Annotated in this window: 16 protein-coding genes; 12 read left to right on the top strand and 4 right to left on the bottom strand. The window is 67.1% G+C overall.

The window, feature by feature from the left end; all coding sequences use genetic code 11:
- Window positions 1-96 precede the first annotated feature (96 nt).
- Complete coding sequence (locus tag QFZ52_RS14995) at window positions 97-474, top strand: hypothetical protein (RefSeq protein ID WP_307498423.1); 378 nt, start codon at window positions 97-99, stop codon at window positions 472-474.
- Window positions 471-1,943, top strand: a complete 1,473-nt coding sequence (locus QFZ52_RS14990; RefSeq protein ID WP_307498422.1) for a WXG100 family type VII secretion target — start codon at window positions 471-473, stop codon at window positions 1,941-1,943. Before QFZ52_RS14995 ends, QFZ52_RS14990 begins: the two co-directional genes overlap by 4 nt.
- A gap of 54 nt (window positions 1,944-1,997) precedes the next feature.
- Here the strand turns inward: QFZ52_RS14990 and QFZ52_RS14985 are convergent, their stop codons facing one another.
- Entirely contained in the window at window positions 1,998-2,429 is a 432-nt protein-coding gene (locus QFZ52_RS14985; RefSeq protein WP_307498421.1) for a phage holin family protein, read from the bottom strand.
- A gap of 54 nt (window positions 2,430-2,483) precedes the next feature.
- Between QFZ52_RS14985 and QFZ52_RS14980 the strand changes: the two genes are divergently transcribed.
- From QFZ52_RS14980 to QFZ52_RS14960, 5 genes are all read left to right on the top strand, one after another.
- Entirely contained in the window at window positions 2,484-3,614 is a 1,131-nt protein-coding gene (locus QFZ52_RS14980; protein WP_307498420.1) for a histidinol-phosphate transaminase, read from the top strand.
- Between the two features lie 165 nt (window positions 3,615-3,779).
- The gene (gene pdhA / locus QFZ52_RS14975; RefSeq protein WP_307498419.1) at window positions 3,780-4,991 is read left to right on the top strand and encodes a pyruvate dehydrogenase (acetyl-transferring) E1 component subunit alpha; all 1,212 of its coding nucleotides are present in this window, start codon (window positions 3,780-3,782) and stop codon (window positions 4,989-4,991) included.
- Between the two features lie 3 nt (window positions 4,992-4,994).
- Window positions 4,995-5,975 carry an alpha-ketoacid dehydrogenase subunit beta gene (locus QFZ52_RS14970; RefSeq protein ID WP_307498418.1) on the top strand — a complete coding sequence of 327 codons (981 nt, stop codon included), beginning with the start codon at window positions 4,995-4,997 and terminating at the stop codon, window positions 5,973-5,975.
- Window positions 5,976-5,996: 21 nt separating this feature from the next.
- The gene (locus QFZ52_RS14965) at window positions 5,997-7,529 is read left to right on the top strand and encodes a dihydrolipoamide acetyltransferase family protein (protein ID WP_307498417.1); all 1,533 of its coding nucleotides are present in this window, start codon (window positions 5,997-5,999) and stop codon (window positions 7,527-7,529) included.
- Window positions 7,530-7,650: 121 nt separating this feature from the next.
- Window positions 7,651-8,106 (top strand): GNAT family N-acetyltransferase, encoded by a 456-nt coding sequence (locus tag QFZ52_RS14960; RefSeq protein ID WP_307498415.1) that lies wholly within the window; start codon window positions 7,651-7,653, stop codon window positions 8,104-8,106.
- A 125-nt stretch (window positions 8,107-8,231) separates the two neighbouring features.
- Here QFZ52_RS14960 and QFZ52_RS14955 read toward each other — a convergent pair whose 3' ends face one another.
- The gene (locus tag QFZ52_RS14955; protein ID WP_278267670.1) at window positions 8,232-8,651 is read right to left on the bottom strand and encodes a universal stress protein; all 420 of its coding nucleotides are present in this window, start codon (window positions 8,649-8,651) and stop codon (window positions 8,232-8,234) included.
- Between the two features lie 393 nt (window positions 8,652-9,044).
- On the opposite strand from QFZ52_RS14955, the gene QFZ52_RS14950 reads away from it, so the two are divergent.
- The 5 genes from QFZ52_RS14950 to QFZ52_RS14930 all read left to right on the top strand — a co-directional run bounded on the left by QFZ52_RS14950 (window position 9,045) and on the right by QFZ52_RS14930 (window position 16,264).
- Complete coding sequence (locus QFZ52_RS14950) at window positions 9,045-10,028, top strand: ABC transporter permease (RefSeq protein WP_307498414.1); 984 nt, start codon at window positions 9,045-9,047, stop codon at window positions 10,026-10,028.
- Window positions 10,028-11,014: an ABC transporter permease gene (locus QFZ52_RS14945; RefSeq protein WP_307498413.1), complete on the top strand. Its 987-nt coding sequence runs from the start codon at window positions 10,028-10,030 to the stop codon at window positions 11,012-11,014. The genes QFZ52_RS14950 and QFZ52_RS14945 overlap by 1 nt, the downstream gene beginning before the upstream one ends.
- Window positions 11,011-13,221, top strand: coding sequence for a dipeptide ABC transporter ATP-binding protein (locus QFZ52_RS14940; RefSeq protein ID WP_307498412.1), 2,211 nt, complete (start codon window positions 11,011-11,013; stop codon window positions 13,219-13,221). The genes QFZ52_RS14945 and QFZ52_RS14940 overlap by 4 nt, the downstream gene beginning before the upstream one ends.
- Before the next feature lie 53 nt (window positions 13,222-13,274).
- A complete protein-coding gene (locus QFZ52_RS14935) occupies window positions 13,275-15,002 on the top strand; it encodes an ABC transporter family substrate-binding protein (RefSeq protein ID WP_307498411.1) in 1,728 nt (575 codons plus the stop codon).
- 200 nt (window positions 15,003-15,202) lie between these two features.
- A complete protein-coding gene (locus tag QFZ52_RS14930) occupies window positions 15,203-16,264 on the top strand; it encodes a Gfo/Idh/MocA family oxidoreductase (RefSeq protein ID WP_307498410.1) in 1,062 nt (353 codons plus the stop codon).
- 99 nt (window positions 16,265-16,363) lie between these two features.
- Here the strand turns inward: QFZ52_RS14930 and QFZ52_RS14925 are convergent, their stop codons facing one another.
- Both QFZ52_RS14925 and ald read right to left on the bottom strand, forming a co-directional pair.
- Window positions 16,364-18,046 carry an ABC-F family ATP-binding cassette domain-containing protein gene (locus tag QFZ52_RS14925; RefSeq protein ID WP_307498408.1) on the bottom strand — a complete coding sequence of 561 codons (1,683 nt, stop codon included), beginning with the start codon at window positions 18,044-18,046 and terminating at the stop codon, window positions 16,364-16,366.
- A gap of 491 nt (window positions 18,047-18,537) precedes the next feature.
- On the bottom strand, window positions 18,538-19,647 hold the full coding sequence (gene ald / locus QFZ52_RS14920; RefSeq protein WP_307498406.1) for an alanine dehydrogenase: 1,110 nt from the start codon (window positions 19,645-19,647) through the stop codon (window positions 18,538-18,540).
- Window positions 19,648-19,834 lie beyond the last annotated feature (187 nt).

The raw sequence follows: 19,834 nt of genomic DNA, 5'->3' as shown, positions 1-19,834 counted from the left end.
GTGCTCCGTCCACATGGTCACGTCCCCTCCTCCTGCGAAGGGCCCGAGCTCCTAGCGTGGAGTCAGGGCGGCATCCATCGAGTGAGGAGGAACGACATGGACGCGGTGCATCAGAGGTCCGCGAATCCCCGGGGCGGGCAGGGCGACGCTGGAGCAGGGCTCGTGGAGCTCGCGCTCTGGATCGGGCGGCAACGGGACGAACTCACCACGGCCCTCGCCGCCTTACGTCAGGCAGGCGGTCTGGGCTGGGCATCGGCGGCGGGAAACGCGTACCGGACGGCCCTGGAGGAACGACGGCGCAGCCTCCTTCGCGCCGGCGAGGCGATGGAGGCGGCGCGGACGGCACTGATGCTCCTGTACTCCTACTCCAGTGCGGTGTCGTCGAGCGGTGGAAGGGGGCCGGCGTCCGCCCTGCGGCCCGGAGGTGCAGCCGATGGTGACACGGGTCCGGCGATCCACTACGAGGGGCGATGATGGCCGACACGTCGGGCGAGACCGGCTTCTGGATCAACGGGCGGTACAGCATGGTCAGCGTCAATCCGGATGAGCTCTGGACGGCATCGGGGCGGATCGATCTCGTCGCGGACGGTCTGCTGAGGTGCCTTCAGGGGATCCAGGGCCGATGGGAGGCGATTCTGGACCTGAATCTGGATCTGAGTCCGGGGCCGGCGGGCGGGGCACGGGTCAGTCAGTGCGGAATGGCGGTGAACCAGGCCACCGCACTCCTTGACGGAGTCGTCTCGGCGTTACGGTCTCTGTCTGCTTCACTTCGAGGCACGGCCACCTCCTATCAGGAGGCCGAACGCGGCGCCGAATCGACGGTGGCCGGTGCGGGGGATCTGATTCAGTCCGGGCTGTGGCTCGTGCCAGGGCTGCTCGCTTATGTCCTGGGGATGATCGACCCGCGAGCCCGGGACGAATATGTCAGGGCGCTCAGCGCCACCGGGGCCAAGGACTCCGTGGATGCTCTCACTCATGCCCTGTCGTCCTGGGACGGGGGCGTGGAGGAGGCACGCCTCCGGCAGGACGCGGTGACGGTGACAGCCGAGCGATGGCATTCCGTGCCTCCGGCCCCCACGCCCGGGACCTTCCTGGGTTCAGCGTTCCGGAGCGCGAATCGTGCGGCTGGTGATGGGCCCGTGACCCCGGGCGAGAAGCCGATCCCCTTGTCGTCCGTCGTGGTGGACAAGTACCCCCGGACTGACGGCAGTTACGCCGTGATCGTGAGCATTCCCGGCACTGAGAAGTGGGCGCCGTTCGACTCCCCGGACACCACCGACGACCTCAAAGGCGATATCTCGGCGATGGCTCAGGGAACGGAGCGCCGGAGCTATCTCACCCAGACCCAGGCGGCCGTGGTGAAAGCGCTCGAGGCGGAGCACGTCACCAGGAAGGACGACATCGTGCTGAACGGCTACAGCCAGGGAGGCATCAACGCGGTGGCGCTCGCCGCGAACAAGGATTTCACCGCCACGTACACGGTCCGCGCCGTCAACACCGCGGGTTCGCCGGTCGGCCGATTCCTGGGCCGCGTGGACGCGAGCGTGCTGGCGCTCGAGAACCAGCGGGACATGGTTCCTGCGCTGGACGGGGTGCACAACCCGCGAAGGCCGAACGTGGTGACGGCGCGCTTCTCCGCGGAGACGGCCACGGTCGACCCGGTCTTGTCCGGGATGGCCAAAGGGAGACCGGTGGAAATGGTGACCGGCACTTTCGATGTGCCGACGAAGATCAGGAACGCTCACGATATCGGCAACTACATCGCGGCAGCGGATCGACTGGAGACCAGCCACGATCCAGGAGTGCTCAGGCATCAGAAGGTGCTCGCGGACATCCTGGGTCCCGACCGGCTAGACACTTCCCCGGACTCGGTCAGAAAAGCCACGCGGACCGTTTACACGGCCCATGAGCCGCCGCTGGGTGAGGACCAGTGCCGGCGCTGATCACGTTGACCACGCGTGCGCGTCCGCCCCTGCGCCGTCAGAGCCCCGGCCGGCTCAGCGGTCCTTGTCCCGGTCGAAGAGACGGTCCGTGATCAGGGAGATCAGGCTGATGATCAGCGCACCCAGGACAGCCGTCCAGAAGAAAGTGTCGATTCCGAGGTGGACGGGCGTGAAACCACTGAGCCAGGAGGTGAGGTAGAGCATGGCGGCATTGATCACGAGAGTGAACAGACCGAGCGTCAGGACCGTCACGGGCAGTGCCAGGAAGCGGACCACGGGCCGGATCCACGCGTTGACCACCGCGAAGATCAGGCCGATGAAGAGGTACGCCAGAATGCTTCCGAGGGTGTCCGCGGGCGCTGAGGGAGCCGCGCCGGCCACCAGGTTCTGGGCTGCTCCCGTGGACAGGGTGAGCCCGGGCAGAAGCCAGGCCGCCACCCAGAGGGAGAACGCATTGATCGCCAGACGCAGGAGGAACTTCGCCATGCAACCATGCTGTCATACCTGTCTGGGCGTAGGCCCGGCAATTAGGGTGGAGATATGAGCTCCCATGTGTCGCCCTCCGAGGGCGTGTCCGCAGACCACGGTCAGGAAATCCTTCCCCGTCCCGCAGTGGGACTCCTTCCCAAGTACACGGCCGGCAAGCCGCCGCGCGTCCTGGAAGGGCTGACCAGCTACAAGCTCTCCTCCAACGAGGTGGCGCTTGGCCCCCTGCCGCAGGTCAAGGAGGCCGTGGCGGGCTTCGACGGCTTCAATCGCTATCCCGATCCCCTGGTCACTCAGCTGCGGGAACGGATCGCCCAAGAGTTCGGCGTGCCCGCCGAGGACGTGGTCACCGGCGCCGGGAGCCTTGGGGCCCTGGTGCAGATCATCGGAGCCTTCGCAGGGCAGAATCCGGACGGGAGCCAGGACGAAGTTCTCTACGCGTGGCGTTCTTTCGAGGCGTACCCCATCTGTGTCGGCCTGGCCGGAGCCCGCAGCGTTCAGGTCCCCTTGCTGTCCGACGGACGCCATGACCTCGACGCCATGGCCGCGGCGATTACCGAGAACACCAAGGTGATCCTCCTCTGCACTCCGAACAACCCCACGGGTCCCGTCCTGCGGACCCAGGAGACCCATGACTTCCTGGCGAAGGTTCCGGCCAACGTCCTGGTGGTGATCGATGAGGCGTATGTCGAATTCGTCCGTGATCCCGATGCCGTCAAGGGTCTGGAGTTCCTGGAACGCTATCCCAATGTCGTGGTGCTGCGGACCTTCTCCAAGGCCCATGGCCTGGCGGGTCTCCGCGTCGGTTACTCGGTCTCCCATCCCGAGGTGACCCAGTACCTCAGACTGTCCGCGACTCCTTTCGCGGTGTCTCAGGTGGCGGAACGCGCCGCCGTCGCATCGCTGGACCATCTTCCGGAGGTCCTGGAGCGGGTGGACGGCGTGGTGGCCGAGCGTGAGCGTGTGGTCGCCGCTCTGGCATCCCAGGGCTGGGAGATCCCCCAGGCTCAGGGCAACTTCGTCTGGTTGCCGCTGGGCGAGGACACGGCCCGCTTCGCCGAACTGGCCGGAACGAACGGACTGTCGGTCCGGGCGTTCGCTCCGGAGGGCGTGCGGGTCAGTATCGGCGAGCCTGAGGCGAACTCGCGATTCATCGAACTGTGTGAGGAATTCAGGCGGTCCTGAGGGGTCGCGTGTATTCCGTTGCGTTCACGACTTAATGATCACTTCTCCCGGAAATCCGGCTAAAGTGATCCCCGGACCAGATATATTCCACCTCGGGAATACATGCCTAGGGCGGAATATATCGATTGATTCCCACGAGGTGTGGGACGGAGGCAAGGAGACGGCATGGGCGTAGGGCAGCTGCCGACCACTGAATTCAATGACGAGGAACTCGACGATCACCCGGAGACTCACCAGGACCCGGCATCCCAGCCGGCCGGCGGGGACATGATCCAGCTTCTGGATGCTCAGGGGAACCGTCGGGAGGACCCGGTGTTCGGGCCGTATGTCGAGTCCTTGGATCCCGAGGCGCTGCGTGCGTTCTACCGTGACATGGCCGTGGTGCGCCGCTTCGACCAGGAGGCCACCGCTCTCCAGCGCCAGGGCCAGCTGGCCCTGTGGGTCCCTCTGACCGGCCAGGAAGCGGCCCAGATCGGGTCCGGGCACGCGCTCCGCCCCGAGGACTTCGTCTTCCCCAGCTATCGCGAACACGGGGTGGCGCTGTCCCGCGGCCTCGACATGTCGGACCTGCTCAGGATCTTCCGCGGTGTCACTCACGGCGGCTGGGATCCCCAGGAGAAGAACTTCAACATCTACACCTTGGTGCTTGCCGCCCAGGTGCTCCACGCGGTCGGCTACGCCATGGGCATCCAGCGTGACCAGGCCTCCGCTCAGGCGAAGGGCCAGGCGGCGGAGGATGCCGCCGTCGTCGCCTATTACGGTGACGGCGCGAGCAGCGAAGGCGACGTCCACGAGGCGATGGTCTTCGCCTCCAGCTACAAGGCTCCCGTGGTGTTCTTCTGCCAGAACAACCACTGGGCGATCTCGGTGCCGTCCAAGGTCCAGACGAAGGTCCCCCTGGCGCACCGCGCCCAGGGATATGGCTTCCCCGGAGTTCGCGTGGACGGCAACGACATCCTGGCGGTGCACGCGGTCACGCAGTGGGCGCTCGACCGTGCCCGCAAGGGAGAGGGCCCGGTGCTGATCGAGGCCTTCACCTACCGCCTGGGCGCTCACACCACGGCCGACGACCCCACCAAGTACCGCACGAGTTCCGAAGAGGACCAGTGGCGTGCGAAGGACCCCCTCACGCGTCTGGAGACCTACCTCCGGGCCGAGGGCCTCGCGGATGACTCCTTCTTCGAGGAGGTCCGTCGTCAGGGTCAGGAACTGGCGGACTCCGTCCGTCAGGCCGTGCTGGCGATGGAGGGCCCGAGCATGGAGGAAGCCTTCGCTCATGTGTACTCGCAGGCCCATCCTCTGGTCCAGGAGGAACTGCAGTGGTTCCGAGAGTACGAGGCAGGATTCGAGAACGCGGAAGGCGCGGGTGAGGGCTGAGCCATGACCACCATGACCATTGCCAAGGCCATCAACGAGGGCCTTCGCGAGGCCCTGGGCCAGGATGAGAAGACCCTGCTGATGGGCGAGGACATCGGAGCCCTCGGCGGCGTCTACCGGGTCACCGACGGCCTGCAGCAGGAGTTCGGCGAGGACCGCGTGGTCGATTCCCCGCTCGCGGAAGCCGGCATCATCGGCACGTCGATCGGCCTGGCCATGCGCGGCTACCGGCCGGTCTGCGAGATCCAGTTCGACGGTTTCGTCTTCCCCGGTTTCAACCAGATCACCACTCAGCTGTCCAAGTACCACGCGAGGACGAGCGGAGCGGTGACGCTGCCCGTGACCATCCGCATCCCGTACGGCGGCGGCATCGGTTCGATCGAGCACCATTCGGAGTCCCCCGAGGCCTTGTTCGCCCACACGGCGGGCTTGCGGATCATCACCCCGTCCAACCCGCATGACGCCTACTGGATGACCCGGCAGGCCATTGAATGCCAGGACCCGGTGATCGTCTTCGAGCCCAAGAAGCGGTACTGGCTGAAGGGTGAGGTGAACACGGAGGATCCCGGCACGTCGGCGGATCCGTTCAGCGCTCATGTGGTGCGGGAAGGCTCCGACGCCACGCTGGTCGCCTATGGTCCGCTCGTCCCGGTGGCGCTCGCGGCGGCCGCTGCCGCGGAGGAGGACGGCCGCAGCATCGAGGTCATCGATCTGCGGAGCATCTCCCCGATCGATTTCGACACCGTGGAGGCCTCGGTCCGCAAGACCGGCCGCCTCCTGGTCACGCACGAGGCCCCGACCTTCGGCGGGATCGGCGGAGAGATCGCGAGCCGGATCAGCGAACGCGCCTTCCTGAGCCTGGAGGCGCCGGTCATCCGGGTGGGCGGTTTCCACATGCCGTATCCGGTGGCGAAGGTGGAGGAACACTACCTGCCGGACATCGACCGCATCCTCGAAGCACTCGACCGCGCTTTCTCCTACTGAGCCACGGAGTTTAGGGAAATCATGAGCACGCAGAAATTCAATCTCCCCGATGTGGGCGAAGGCCTGACCGAGGCCGAGATCGTGTCCTGGAAGGTCAAGGTGGGGGACACGGTCGCGATCAACGACGTCCTCTGCGAGATCGAGACCGCGAAGTCCCTCGTGGAGCTTCCGTCCCCGTTCGCCGGCACCGTGACCGCGCTCCTGGTTCCCGAAGGCAAGACGGTCGACGTGGGCACCCCGATCATCGCGGTGGGCGCCGCAGAAGACAGCACTGTGGACGACGACGGCGCATCGCCGGCCGCACCTGCGGCCCAGCCGTCCGCTGCGGCCGAGTCCCCCCGGGTCACCTACGGCACACTCCCTGTGGACGACTCCGAGGCCCCGGGCCCCCTCGTGGGCTCCGGCCCGAAGGCCGACGCGGTCAAGCGGCGCCCGCGCCGCAACGGCGCGTCAGCCGCGACGCCGGCACCGGTCGCCCAGGCAGCCCCTCAGGCCCCGGCCGCCGCTCAGACCCCGGAGGCTCCCGCGCAGGCCGCCGTCGTCCGGCCGGCTCAGCAAGCCCCGTCCACGCCTCCCGTCCCGTCCGCACCTCCCGCGCCGTCGGCCACGGGGGCCGCCGGCGAGGAGCGCCCCGGTATCGGCGGTGCCCTGACCGGCCTCGTCAACCGGGTGCTGGCGAAGCCGCCGGTCCGCAAGATCGCCCGCGACCTCGGGATCGATCTCGCGTTGGTGACCCCCACCGGCGCCCGCGGCGAGGTGACCCGTGAGGACCTGGTGAGCTACCAGTCCCAGCGGGAGGCCGAGCAGGATCAGGCCGGCAAGTTCTGGACCGCTCCGGCGAGGAATCCGGAGCGCCGGATCGAACGCATCCCGGTGAAGGGCGTGCGCAAGGCGACGGCGAAGGCCATGGTGGATTCCGCCTTCCAGGCCCCGCACGTCTCGATCTTCGTGGACATCGACGCCAGTCGCACCATGGAGTTCGTGCAGCGCCTCAAGAAGTCCCGCGACTTCGAAGGCATCAAGGTCTCCCCGCTCCTCATCCTGGCCAAGGCGGTCATCTGGGCCGCCGCGCGCAATCCCAGTGTGAATTCGGAATGGGTGTCCGGTCCTGAGGGCGATGAGATCCACGTCAAGCACTTCATGAACCTCGGCATCGCCGCCGCCACGCCGCGCGGTCTGCTCGTCCCCAACATCAAGGACGCACAGGACCTCTCCCTCAAGGAACTCGCGGTGGCCCTGAATGAGCTCGCCACCACGGCCCGGGCGGGCAAGACCAGCCCGGCGGACATGCGGGACGGGACCCTCACGGTCACCAACATCGGCGCCCTCGGCATCGACACCGGCACTCCGATCATCAACCCCGGTGAGGTGGCGATCGTCGCGTTCGGCACCATCAAGCAGAAGCCGTGGGTGGTCTCCGGTGAGGTCATCCCGCGCTGGATCACCACGCTCGGCGGCTCCTTCGACCACCGCGTGGTCGACGGGGACCTCTCGGCGCGCTTCATGGCCGATGTCGCGGCGATCATGGAAGAACCCGCGCTGCTGCTCGACTGAGTGTCTGCCGCGTGACCGAAAGCCGGCGATCCGCTGAGCCTCCCCACCGCGGGCATCAGCGCGAGCCGGGCCTCCGAGGGCCGGAAACGCCGGGAGCGGAACGATTCGAGAGAGGACCGGGATGACCGAGTGGATCACCCGCACGCTGACCGACGGCGACCGGGAGGAGTGGGCCCGGCTGTTCGAGGGGTACTGCGCCTTCTACGGCCGTGAGCTCACCCCGGAGCACCGGGACGTCGTCTGGTCGTGGCTTCAGGACGGCCGCCTGACCGGCCTGGTGGCCGAGAATCCTGCGACTCCGGGACGTCTGGTGGGCCTGGCCCATGTGCGGCCCGTCGTGCGTCCCACGCTCGGCGTGGTCGCCGGCTACCTGGACGACTTGTTCGTGGACCCCGCGGGGCGTGGCGGAGGCGTCGTGGACGCCCTGTTCGACGCGATCCGCGCCCAGGCCCGGGAGGAAGGCTGGAGCCACGTCCGGTGGATCACCTCGGAGGACAACTACCGTGCCCGCGCCGTCTACGACCGCCTCTCCACCCGCACGCCGTTCCTGACCTACCAGCTCGACCTCGAGGCCTGATCGGAGGCCTCACGACGACGGCGCCGCCCACCGGACGTTCCGCAGGGAACCTCGGGGGACGGCGCCGTCGTCGTGTGGGCTGCGCGTGAACGCGCGGCCGGTGCGTGCGCTGGTCGGGAGACCGGTCAGGACACCGTGGTGTTGACGATGTAGACGTCGCAGGGGGCGTTGTGCGCGACCGTGTTCGCGACGGAACCCAGGACGCGGCCGATGCCGCTCATGCGGCGGTTGCCGACCACGATCACATCGGCGCCGAGGCGCTCGGCCTCGGACAGGAGAGCGTCGGCCGGCTTGCCGCGGGCGGACAGGTACTCGACGTCCGTGCCCAGGCCCTCGGCGACCTGCTTGGCCACACGCTGCGCGTCATCGGCGTCGGACATGATGAAGGTGTCGCTGCCGCTGCCGAAGACCTCGACGTTGTCCTTGTCGAAGGCGGTGATCACGTGCAGCCGGGCTTCGAGGCCCTGGGCCAGCTTGTAGGCCGCTGCGGCAGCCCGGGCCGCGGTCTCGCTACCGTCGACGCCAACAATCACAATTCCGGACATATCCGCTCCTCGTTGATGCTTATGTTGCAAGTAACTGTAGACGGCGGCGGCACGGCGGAAAAGTGCATCCGAGCTGGCGGATCGTTCGGCACGGCCGGAGGAGATGTGAAACGGTCACTTTATAGTGAGGGCCGTCGGGTGTCCACTCCTTGCGCAACCCTGCGTTACCGACCGGTAGCTAGATAACGATCTGATTGCCAAGGAGTGAAATAGGCCTTTCAGACCGTCTGGTTCGTGGTACTTTTCCCGTGGAATGTGACGCGCCGCACACAGGCCACGAGCCCGCGGCAGTCTGGAAGGAAACCCCGTGCACCAAAAATCCACGGCCCCTGCCTTGCGCGGTAGCCGTACGCCCTCACGCCTGCACGCCGTGCGTGAGAAGGGCGGACGTCAGTGATCAAGTATCTCCTCAAGCGCATGGCGACCTATGTGGTCATGATCTTCCTGACCACCTCGGCCGGATACTTCCTGGCGGTCTCCACCATGAAGCCGGCCCTGATCGAGCAGGAGAAGATCCCGCGGCCCACCCCCGAACAGGTCGCGCACTCCCTGGCGCTCAAGGGACTCGATCCCGCCATGAGCGCCTGGGACCGCTACGTCCAGTGGCTCACGGGCATCGTGACCCGTTGGGACTGGGGCATGAGCCCGGCCGGCGGATCGGTCAACGCGGCCTTCGGTGACCGTGTGTGGGTCTCCACGCGCCTGTTCATTGCCGCGATCTTCCTGACGCTCGTGATCGGCGTCGCGCTCGGCGTGTTCACGGCCGCACGGCAGTACAAGGCCTCGGACCGCGCGATCACCAGCTATTCCTACCTGACGTACATCGTTCCGGCCCCGATCGCCTACTTCCTGGTGCAGCTGGCGGCGATCTGGATCAACGACGCCACCGGTCAGCAGATCTTCTTCGTCACCGGCATCTCCACACCCGGCGTGGAGCCGGGATGGCCCGCCTTCGTGGACCTCGTGGCCCACTACGTGGTGCCGACCTTCGCCATCACCCTGGTGGGCTGGGGCGGTTATCAGATCGCCCAGCGCCAGTATCTGCTGGACAACGTCAACGCCGACTTCGTCCGCACCGCCAGGGCCAAGGGCCTCACCCGGAACCAGGCCATCCGGCGCCACGCGCTGCGGGTCTCCTTCATTCCCGTCGCTCAGACCATCGCCTTCACCGTGCCGGCCATCTTCGCGGGCGGCTTCTTCGCCGAGGCCATCTTCGCGTGGCCCGGCGTCGGCTTCTGGAGCATCGACGCGATCGGCAAGCAGGACGTCAACGCGGCCACCGCGACGCTGGCCTACGGCTCCGTGATCTTCGCCGTCGGCGCCATCCTCGCGGACCTTGCCACCACCCTGGTCGACCCGAGAGTGAGGGTTTCCTGATGTCCACTGTTGAAGCGGTCCAGCCTGAGACAGAGGCGGACATTCTCACGACGGACGACGGCGTGGTGATCGCCAAGGGCGTCATCATCTTCCGCCGCTTCCTCCGGAACAAGACCGCCGTGGCGGGCCTGATCCTCTTCCTGGCCCTGACGGTCTTCTCCCTGGTGGGTCAGTTCCTGACCCCCTGGACCAAGAACGACATCGACCCCGCCTTCATCGGCGAAGGCCCCTCCGCTGACCACTTCTTCGGCACCACCCAGGCCGGCGTGGACCTCTACGTCCTCATGGTCGAAGGGGTGCGGACCTCGATTCTGATCGGCCTGATCGTGGGCGTCGGCTCCATGCTCGTGGCAGCCGTCTACGGCTGTGTCATGGCCTTCTACGGCGGCAAAGTCGACAAGGTGATGCTCTTCATCCTCGAAGCGCTCATCATGATGCCCTCGCTGCTCGTGGTGGCCGTGGTCACCAGCGGCAACGGCGGCGACCTGAAGGACGCGCTCCCGAGCTGGTTCCTGCTGACCGTGGTCCTGCTGGTGTTCGGCTGGATGGGCGCCGCGCGACTCATCCGCTCCATCTCCATGTCCCTCATCGAACGGGATTACGTCAAGGCCGCCCGCTACATGGGCGTCTCCACCTGGCGCATCGTCTGGAAGCACCTGATCCCCAACATCGGCTCGTTGCTGGTCCTGGAGATCACCCGCGGCGTGACCCTGGCGATCCTCTCCGAGGTGGCGTATTCCTTCATCGGCATCGGCATCAAGCCGCCGGACATGAGCCTCGGCATCCTGATCGGCCAGGCCAGCCAGCAGGTCAGCAGCTTCCCGTGGATGTTCTGGTTCCCGCTCCTGGCCATGTTCGCCCTGACCGGTTCCATGGCCATGATGAATGACGGCCTCCGCGACGCCTTCGACCCGAGCTCCAGCTCCGTGGGCAAGGCCAAGAAGTCGCGCAAGGCCCGCAAGAACACCGTGGAGGCGGCGGTATGAGCGCTTCCCAGCACGACAGCACGCAGGAAGGCACCGTGACACAAGGCACCGGAGCACTGGACACCACCGAACGCCTCCACGTCGCGGGACTGCACGCCCCCGGCGAACCGGTGCTCTCCGTCCGCGACCTGAACGTCCGCTTCAACTCGGAGAACGGCGTGGTGCACGCCGTCCGAGGCGTCGATTTCGACCTCCTGCCCGGCAAAACCCTCGGCATCGTGGGCGAATCCGGTTCCGGCAAGTCCGTCACGTCCATGGCGATCATGGGCCTGCTGCCGGAGACGGCGGAGATCACGGGCTCGGTCCGGCTGCACGGCCAGGAGCTCCTGGGCCTCACGGACTCGCAGATGTGCAAGTACCGCGGCAATGACCTGGCCATGGTGTTCCAGGATCCGCTCTCTTCGCTGACCCCGGTCTTCACCATCGGCGCGCAGATCATCGAGGCGCTGACGGTCCACAACCCGAGGATGAGCGGCAAGGCGAAGGAGGCCCGCGCCGTCGAACTCCTGACCCTGGTGGGCATCCCCAGCCCGCAGGCCCGCCTGAAGTCCTTCCCGCACGAATTCTCCGGCGGCATGCGCCAGCGCGTGATGATCGCGATCGCGATCGCGAACGACCCGCGCGTCCTGATCGCCGACGAGCCCACCACCGCCCTGGACGTCACCATCCAGGCGCAGGTGCTGGAGGTCATGCACAAGGCGCAGGAGGAGACCGGCGCCGCGCTGGTCATGATCACCCACGACCTCGGCGTCGTGGCCGGCATGGCCGACGACATCATGGTCATGTACGCGGGCAAGCCGGTGGAGACCGGCTCGGTGGACCAGCTCTACTACGCCCCGCGCATGCCGTACACGATGGGTCTGCTGGGCGCCGTGCCGCGCGTCGACGTCTCCGCTGAGACGTCCCTGGTCCCGATCGAGGGCATGCCCCCGAACCTCATCACCCCGCCCACCGGCTGCTCCTTCGCGCCGCGCTGCCCCCTGGCCGGTCCGGAGTGCCTGAGCGGCGAGCCGCCGCTGCGCCTCGTGCCCGGCGACGACGGCCACCGCGCCGCCTGCGTGAAGATGGAGGAGTTCGGCGCCGGCGTCGACGTCCATGAGATCTTCAAGGCGCCCCCGGTGCCGGTGTCCAAGTTCGAGGGGACCCCGCGGACCGACCGCACCACCGTGCTGGAACTCAAGGACGTCAAGAAGCACTTCCCCCTCATGAAGGGGTCGCTCTTCAAGAAGCGGATCGGCACGGTCAAGGCCGTGGACGGCCTCAGCTTCGACATCCGTGAAGGCGAGTGCTTCTCGATCGTGGGCGAGTCCGGCTGTGGCAAGACCACCACGCTCCTGGAGATCATGGAGTTCAGCAAGGATCAGCCGGGCGAGATCACCATCGGCGGCGTGAATTCGAAGGCCGCCACCTCGGCCGGCGAGAAGACCGCCATGCGGAAGTCGCTGCAGATCGTCTTCCAGGACCCCACGGGCGCCCTGGATCCCCGCTTCACCGTGTACGAGGCGCTCGCGGAGCCCCTCGAGAACCTGGGCACCCCCAAGTCCGAGATCCGCAAGCGGATCATGGAGCTCATGAAGCTGGTGGGTCTCCAGCCGGACCACGTGAACCGTTTCCCCAACCAGTTCTCCGGCGGTCAGCGCCAGCGCATCGGCATCGCCCGTGCCCTGGCCGTGAACCCGAAGCTCGTGGTGCTGGACGAACCCGTCTCTGCGCTGGACGTCTCCGTCCAGGCCGGGGTCATCAACCTCCTGGACAAGCTCCGGGCGGAACTCGGTCTGAGCTACCTCATGGTGGCTCACGACCTCTCAGTTGTACGTCACATCTCGAACCGGGTGGCTGTGATGTATCTGGGGAAGATCGTGGAGGTCGGCGACGTGGACAGCGTCTTCGACAATCCCCGGCACCCCTACACCCGTGCACTGCTTTCGGCGATTCCGGTTCCGGATCCCGAGGCGGAGCGCTCACGGGAGAGGATCATCCTCAAGGGAGACCTTCCAACGCCATTGGATGCCCCCCGAGGATGCAACTTCGCTTCCCGGTGCCCCATTTTCGCTGCCTTGCCTGAGGACAAGAGGACCAAGTGCCTGGAACTTGAACCTCCCCTCGAGAATGGTGGAGGGGACCACCAGTTCGCCTGCTTCTACCCGAACGGGGAGATGGATGCGGACATGCTGGTGCTGCACGACTCATCGGACAGCGCTGCGTGAATATCGTTGATGACAGTGGGAAACCCAACCCTCGCTCCTTTGAAGGGAACAGTATGAAAAAGAAAGTCACGCTCGGCGTCGCCACTCTGGCGGCCGTCACGCTGGCGCTGACCGCTTGCGGCGGCGGCACGGCCAAGGGCCCCGAGAGCGCCAAGGCCGAGGGGTCCGGCTCGGACGTCTCCAAGCTGATCCAGACCAACCCGAAAGACGTCAAGGACCTGGACCAGGGCGGCACCCTGACTCTGGAACTGGGCAACATCGGCCCCGATTTCAACGGCTTCGGCAACAGCGGAAACTCCTCCGACAACACCGCGCTCATGGGTCCGATCAACCAGGCTTTCTACTACGGCTGCTGGAAGACCACCGCGGTGGGCGACTTCGAGCTGGACAAGGACTTCTGCGAGGACTTCAAGTCTGAGGTCAAGGACGGCAAGCAGATCCTGAACATCAAGATCAACGACAAGGCGACCTGGAACGATGGCACCCCCATCGACTGGAAGACCTTCGAGAACACCTGGAAGGTGCTCAACGGCACCAACAAGGACTACGACATCGTCGATTCCGGCTCCTACAAGTACATCGAGTCTGTGACCCGTGGTGCGACCGACAAGGACGTCGTCGTGACGGTCAAGCAGCCCGTGTACCCGCTGGCGTCCTTCTTCGCCGGTATCGTCCACCCGAAGGTCAACACCCCGGAGATCTTCAACAAGGGCTTCAACAACAACATGCACCCCGAGTGGATGGCCGGCCCGTTCAAGGTGGAGAAGTTCGACTCCGCCGCTCTGACCGTCAGCATGGTCAAGAACGAGAAGTGGTGGGGCAACAAGCCGGTGCTCGACAAGGTCGTCTTCCGCCAGATGGAGGATTCCGCCACGATCGCCGCGTTCAAGAACGGTGAGATCGACGCGACCGGTGGCCGCACCGTGGGCCGCTACAAGCAGCTCGAGGGCACCAAGGACACCGACATCCGTCGTGGCCAGCGTCTGTTCGCCGGTGGTCTGAACGTCAACGCCAAGCGTCCGGGCGTCCAGGACGTCGCCGTCCGCAAGGCCATCTTCACCGCCGTCGACCGCGAAGCCATCCGCAAGGTCCGCTTCAACGGTCTGAACTGGGAAGAGCCCAACTCCGGCACCATGATGCTGATGCCGTTCTCCAAGTACTACCAGGACAACTGGCCGGTGCAGGAGCAGGGTGCTGACGCCGCCAAGAAGGTGCTGAGCGACGCCGGTTACAAGCCGAACGCCAAGGGCATCATGGAGAAGAACGGCAAGCCCGTCACCTTCAAGATCACCAACTTCGGTGACGATCCCACCGTCCTCGCCTCCGTGCAGACCCTGCAGAAGCAGCTCCAGGCCGCCGGCATGGATGTCGGGATCGACCAGCGCGGCAGCGCCGAGTTCGGCAAGATCGTGGGCGACCGCGAGTTCGACGTGACCATGTCCGGTTACACGGTCGGCTCCGACGCCACCCAGGCCGTGGGCCAGTACTACTCCACCGAGAGCGACCGCAACGGCCTCGGCAACGCCGACCTGGACAAGCGCATCGCCGCTCTGCAGTCCGAGGCTGACGACGCCAAGCGCAACAAGGAAGCCCTGGATGTGGAGAAGGACTACGCCAAGCAGTACTTCACCCTCGGCCCGGTCCTGAACGGCCCGCAGATCGAGTTCGTCAAGAAGGGCCTGGCCAACTATGGCCCGACCCTCTTCGCGAACCAGGCCACGGACACCCACGTCCCGGACTGGACCACGGTCGGCTGGGAAAAGGGTTCCACCCACAAGTAACACCATCCGGCGGTGACTCACCGCTTGCCGACGCCCCGTTCACCCTGAGGTGAGCGGCCGGCGCATCGGAGCCGAAGGCCCCGGGGAACGTTCAGCGTTCCCCGGGGCTCTCGTCGTTGCAGGGCTGTTGACTCTCCCAGGCCTGTTCGTTTCCGGGCGGGCAGGGGACAGGGGCGCCGTTTGCTGGGACACTGAGGACCATGCAGCGACCCGCACCCCTGAGAACCGCCGTGGTGGGCTACGGACTGGCCGGCCGGGCCTTCCACTCACCGCTGATCGAGCACAGCCCCGACTTCAGCCTGGACGTGATCGTCACGGGCAATCCTGAGCGTGCCGGCTCGGCGCGGGAGACGTACCCCGAGGTGACGGTGGTGCCCGGCTTCGAGGACGTCCTCGCCCGCGCGGCGGAACTGGACCTCGTGGTCATCGCCACCCCGCCCGAACTGCACCACCCGCAGGCGAAAGCCGCGCTGGAAGCGGGGCTCGACGTCGTGGTGGACAAACCGTTCACCGTCACCAGTGCACAGGGTGAGGAGCTCGTGGCGCTCGCGGAGCGGCTGGGGCGCACGCTGGCGGTGTATCAGAACCGCCGCTGGGACAACGCGTTCCTCACCCTTCAGAAGCTCCTGGCGGACGGGGCGCTGGGGGACGTGCACCGGTTCAACGCCGGCATGGAGCGGTGGTCGCCGGGGTTCTCCAAGGCCTGGAAACAGGCTTCGGGTGTGGAGCGGGGCGGTGGCCTGCTCTTCGACCTGGGCACCCACCTGGTGGACTGCGCCCTGCAGCTCTTCGGCCCAGCACGTGTCGTCCATGCGGAGATCGCGGCGCGCCGCCCCGGTGAGCCGGCCGACGACGACGCGTTCCTCGTCCTCGAGCACGCCCCGGAAGGCGGTGGGGCGCCGGTGCTCAGCCACCTGTCGATGACCCTTTCCGCCGCCCAGCCGGGCCCGGTGTTCGACGTCCGCGGGAGCGCCGGGAGCTACCTGAAATACGGCTACGACCCGCAGGAACGCCAGCTGTCGGCGGGGCTGCGTCCGTCCGACCCCGGCTACGGCGTGGAGCCGGAGGAGGCGTCCGGGACGTTCAGCGACGGTACCGCTGTGCGGCCCGTGACGAGTGAGCCCGGCGGGTATCAGGAGTTCTACCGGCTCCTGGCGCGTCACGTGCGCGGCGAAGGTCCTGCGCCCGTCGAGGTGGCCGGTGAGACAGGACCGCTCGCCGGGCTGCGCCTGATCGAAGAGGCGCGGAGGATCGCACGCTGAGCTCCTCCTGAGACGCGAGAAGCCACTTCAGCACCATGCCGGGGTCCCGGACTGTGCTGAGGTGGCTTCTCGTGGACAAGGAAGGGGTGCGGGACGCGACTAGCGGGCGCGCTCCACCCGCTTCTCGTCCCAGACCGGCTCCTCGGACTCGTAGACCTTGCCGTCCGAGCCGAACACCAGGAAGCGGTCGAACGACTTGGCGAACCAGCGGTCGTGCGTCACGGCCAGGACGGTCCCCTCGAAGGCGTCGATCGCGCGTTCCAGCGCTTCGCCCGAGTGGAGGTCCAGGTTGTCCGTCGGCTCGTCCAGGAGCAGCAGCGTGGCCCCGGAGAGCTGCAGCAGCAGGATCTGGAAACGCGCCTGCTGACCGCCCGAGAGCGATTCGTACTTGTTCTCCGCCTGCGCCACGAGCCCGTAGGAGTCGAGCGCGCCGGAAGCGGCTTCCCGGCCCAGGCCGGAACGGTGCTCGTCGCCCCGGTGCAGGATGTCCAGGAGGGTGCGCCCGGCCAGGTCGGGCCGGGAGTGCGTCTGGGCGAAGTACCCGGGCCGGATGCGGGCCCCGAGCTTCACGGTTCCCTCGTGGGGCACCTCGCGGATCTGGATGTCCGAGACCGGCAGGTGCTCCCGCTCGGGATCCGTGCCGCCCAGAGCCAGCAGCCGCAGGAAGTGGCTCTTGCCCGACCCGTTCGACCCCAGCACGCCCACCCGGTCGCCGAACCAGATCTCCGTGGAGAACGGCTTCATGAGGCCCGTGAGCTCGAGCTTCTCCGCCACCACGGCGCGCTTGCCCGTGCGGCCGCCGCGCAGGCGCATCTGGACGTTCTGTTCGAGGGGCAGGGCCTCGGGCGGACCGGCCTCCAGGAACTTCGCCAGACGGGTCTGGGCGGCCTGGTACTTGTTGGCCATGTCGGAGCGGAACGCGGCCTTGGTCTTGTACATGGTGACCAGTTCCTTGAGCTTGACGTGCTCCTCGTCCCAGCGTTTGCGCAGCTCCTCGAAGCGCGCGTTGCGGTCCTCGCGGGCCTGCACATAGGAGGCGAAGCCGCCGCCGTGGATCCAGGCGCCGGCGCCGTTGATGCCGGGTTCCAGGGTCACGATGCGGTCCGCGGCGTTGTTCAGCAGCTCGCGGTCGTGGCTGATGAAGAACACGGTCTTCTTGGACTCCCGGAGCTTGTCCTCGAGCCAGCGCTTGCCGGGCACGTCGAGGTAGTTGTCCGGTTCGTCGAGGAGCAGCAGCTCGTCCGGACCGGAGAACAGTGCCTCCAGCACCAGGCGCTTCTGCTCGCCGCCGGACAGCGACGACGCCGCACGGTGCGCCGCTTTGTCGAACGAGACGCCGAGCGCGGCCATGCAGACCTCGTCCCAGACGGTCTCCAGCTCGTAGCCGCCCGCGTCCCCCCAATCGACGATCGCCTGCGCGTACCGCATCTGGGTGGGCTCGTCGTCGTGCTCCAGCATGGCGTTCTCCGCCTCCTCGACCGCTTTGCCGGCCGCCGCGAGGGCGGGGGTGGCCGTGGTGAGCAGGAGGTCGCGGACGGTGGATTCGTCGCGGACCTGGCCCACGAACTGGCGCATGATGCCCATGCCGCCGGAACGGCCCACCACGCCCTCGTCCGGCTTGAGATCGCCGGAGATGATGCGGAAGAGCGTGGTCTTGCCGGTGCCGTTCGGCCCGATCAGGGCGGTCTTGGTGCCGTCGGGGACCTTGAAGGTCACGCCGTTGAGGAGTTGGGTGCCGTCCGAAAGAAAGTAGTCGATGCCGGCAACGTCGATATGGCCCATTGCTTCAGTTTATGGGCACGACGGCGGGGGCTGGGTTTTGTGGGTTGGCGGGGTGAGGGGGTGGCATTGCTCTGCTTGCTATCCCCATGCGCGGTGGGTCGGCTTCCACTCGGGTCGGGGCATGGGGCCCCTTGACGCAAGCGGCCGCAACACCACCCCCTCACCCCGCACCTCGGCGGGTCCCCGCCGTCGTGGGCCGGAACGTGAGCGTGGGCCGTCTCGACGGTGCCGGCAGGGTCGAGGGGGAGAAGGAGCCCGGGGTGTTTCTTCCCTCGGGAGCGAGGTCTCCGCCCGACGCGCGGTGGTGTGGGGTGTTCGAGTGCGACGGGCCGGTCCGGGGAGGCTAACAGCAAACGGGTGGGGAGGGGTGAAGCGGCAGGCTGCGTCAAGGGCCCCTGCGGCCCCGCGCGCAGCGAAAGCTGCGGGCAGGGCCGCAGGGATAGCAGCCAGAGCTTCACCCCTCCCCACCCGTCACAAGCGAGGAGAGCGGACTAGACCAGCTCGCGCCAGTCGGAGAGCTCCAGGCCGGAGGCGTCGGAGACCGAGTGGTGCGCCACCTTGCCCGCCGCCACGTTCAGGCCGGCGGCCAGGGCGGCGTCGCGCTCGAAAGCGGCCCGGACGCCCAGGTTGGCCAGCGCCACGGCGTAGCGGAGGGTGACGTTGGTCAGCGCGTAGGTGGAGGTGTTCGGGACGGCGCCCGGCATGTTCGCCACGCAGTAGAAGATCGAGTTGTGGACCTTGAAGGTGGGGTCCTCGTGCGTGGTGGGGTGGGTGTCCTCGAAGCAGCCGCCCTGGTCCACGGCGATGTCCACCAGGACCGAGCCTGGCTTCATCTTGGCGACCAGCTCATTGGTGACGAGCTTGGGGGCCTTGGCGCCCGGGATCAGCACGGAGCCGATGACCAGGTCGGCCTCGACCAGGGCGCGCTCGATCTCGTAGGAGTTGGAGGCCACGGTCTTGAGGCGGCCGCCATAGAGGGCGTCGAGCTCGCGGAGGCGGTTGATGTTGATGTCCAGGATGGTGACATCCGCACCGGCGCCCATGGCCATGACGGCGGCGTTGGTGCCCGCCACGCCGGCGCCGAGGACGACGACGTTCGCCGGGCGCACGCCGGGGACGCCGCCCAGGAGGATGCCCTTGCCGCCGTTCGGGGCCAGGAGCGAGGAGGCGCCCACCTGCACGGAGAGCCGGCCGGCCACCTCGGACATGGGGGCGAGCAGCGGCAGGGCGCGGCCTTCCTGCACGGTTTCATACGCGATGGCCGTGACCCCGGACTCCACGAGTCGTGCGGTCAGCTCGGGCTCAGCGGCCAGGTGCAGGTAGGTGAAGAGGATGAGGCCCTCACGGAAACGGTGGTACTCCGCGGCGATGGGCTCCTTGACCTTCATGACCATGTCGGCACGGGCCCAGACCTCGTCGGCGTCCGCCAGCAGGGTGGCGCCGGCCGCTTCGTACTCGGCGTCGGTGATGCCGGAACCGAGGCCGGCCCCCGCCTCGATGAGGACGTCGTGGCCGTGGTGGCGCAGTTCGTGGACACCGGAGGCCGTGATGGCCACGCGGAATTCGTTGTTCTTGATTTCCTTGGGGACACCGATGATCATGTGGGGGCTCCATGACGTTCATGTCCGTCGGGCCGGTCTCTGGCCCGGTGCGGACCGGGGAAGTTTCTGTGGGATCAGCTTAGGTCCGGTGTGAGCCACCCGACAGGGCGGATGCCCTGGTGGCTGAAGATGATCCGCGGATTTCCGGGGATTTTCCTTGTTTGCTGTCTACATTTGTTCAAGGCCG

Origin of the sequence: Arthrobacter woluwensis (genome assembly GCF_030816155.1) — a bacterium.
GTDB lineage: Bacteria > Actinomycetota > Actinomycetes > Actinomycetales > Micrococcaceae > Arthrobacter_E > Arthrobacter_E woluwensis_A.
The sequence above is the reverse complement of the archived record's forward strand: the minus strand, read 5'-3'. Positions and strand labels throughout refer to the sequence as shown.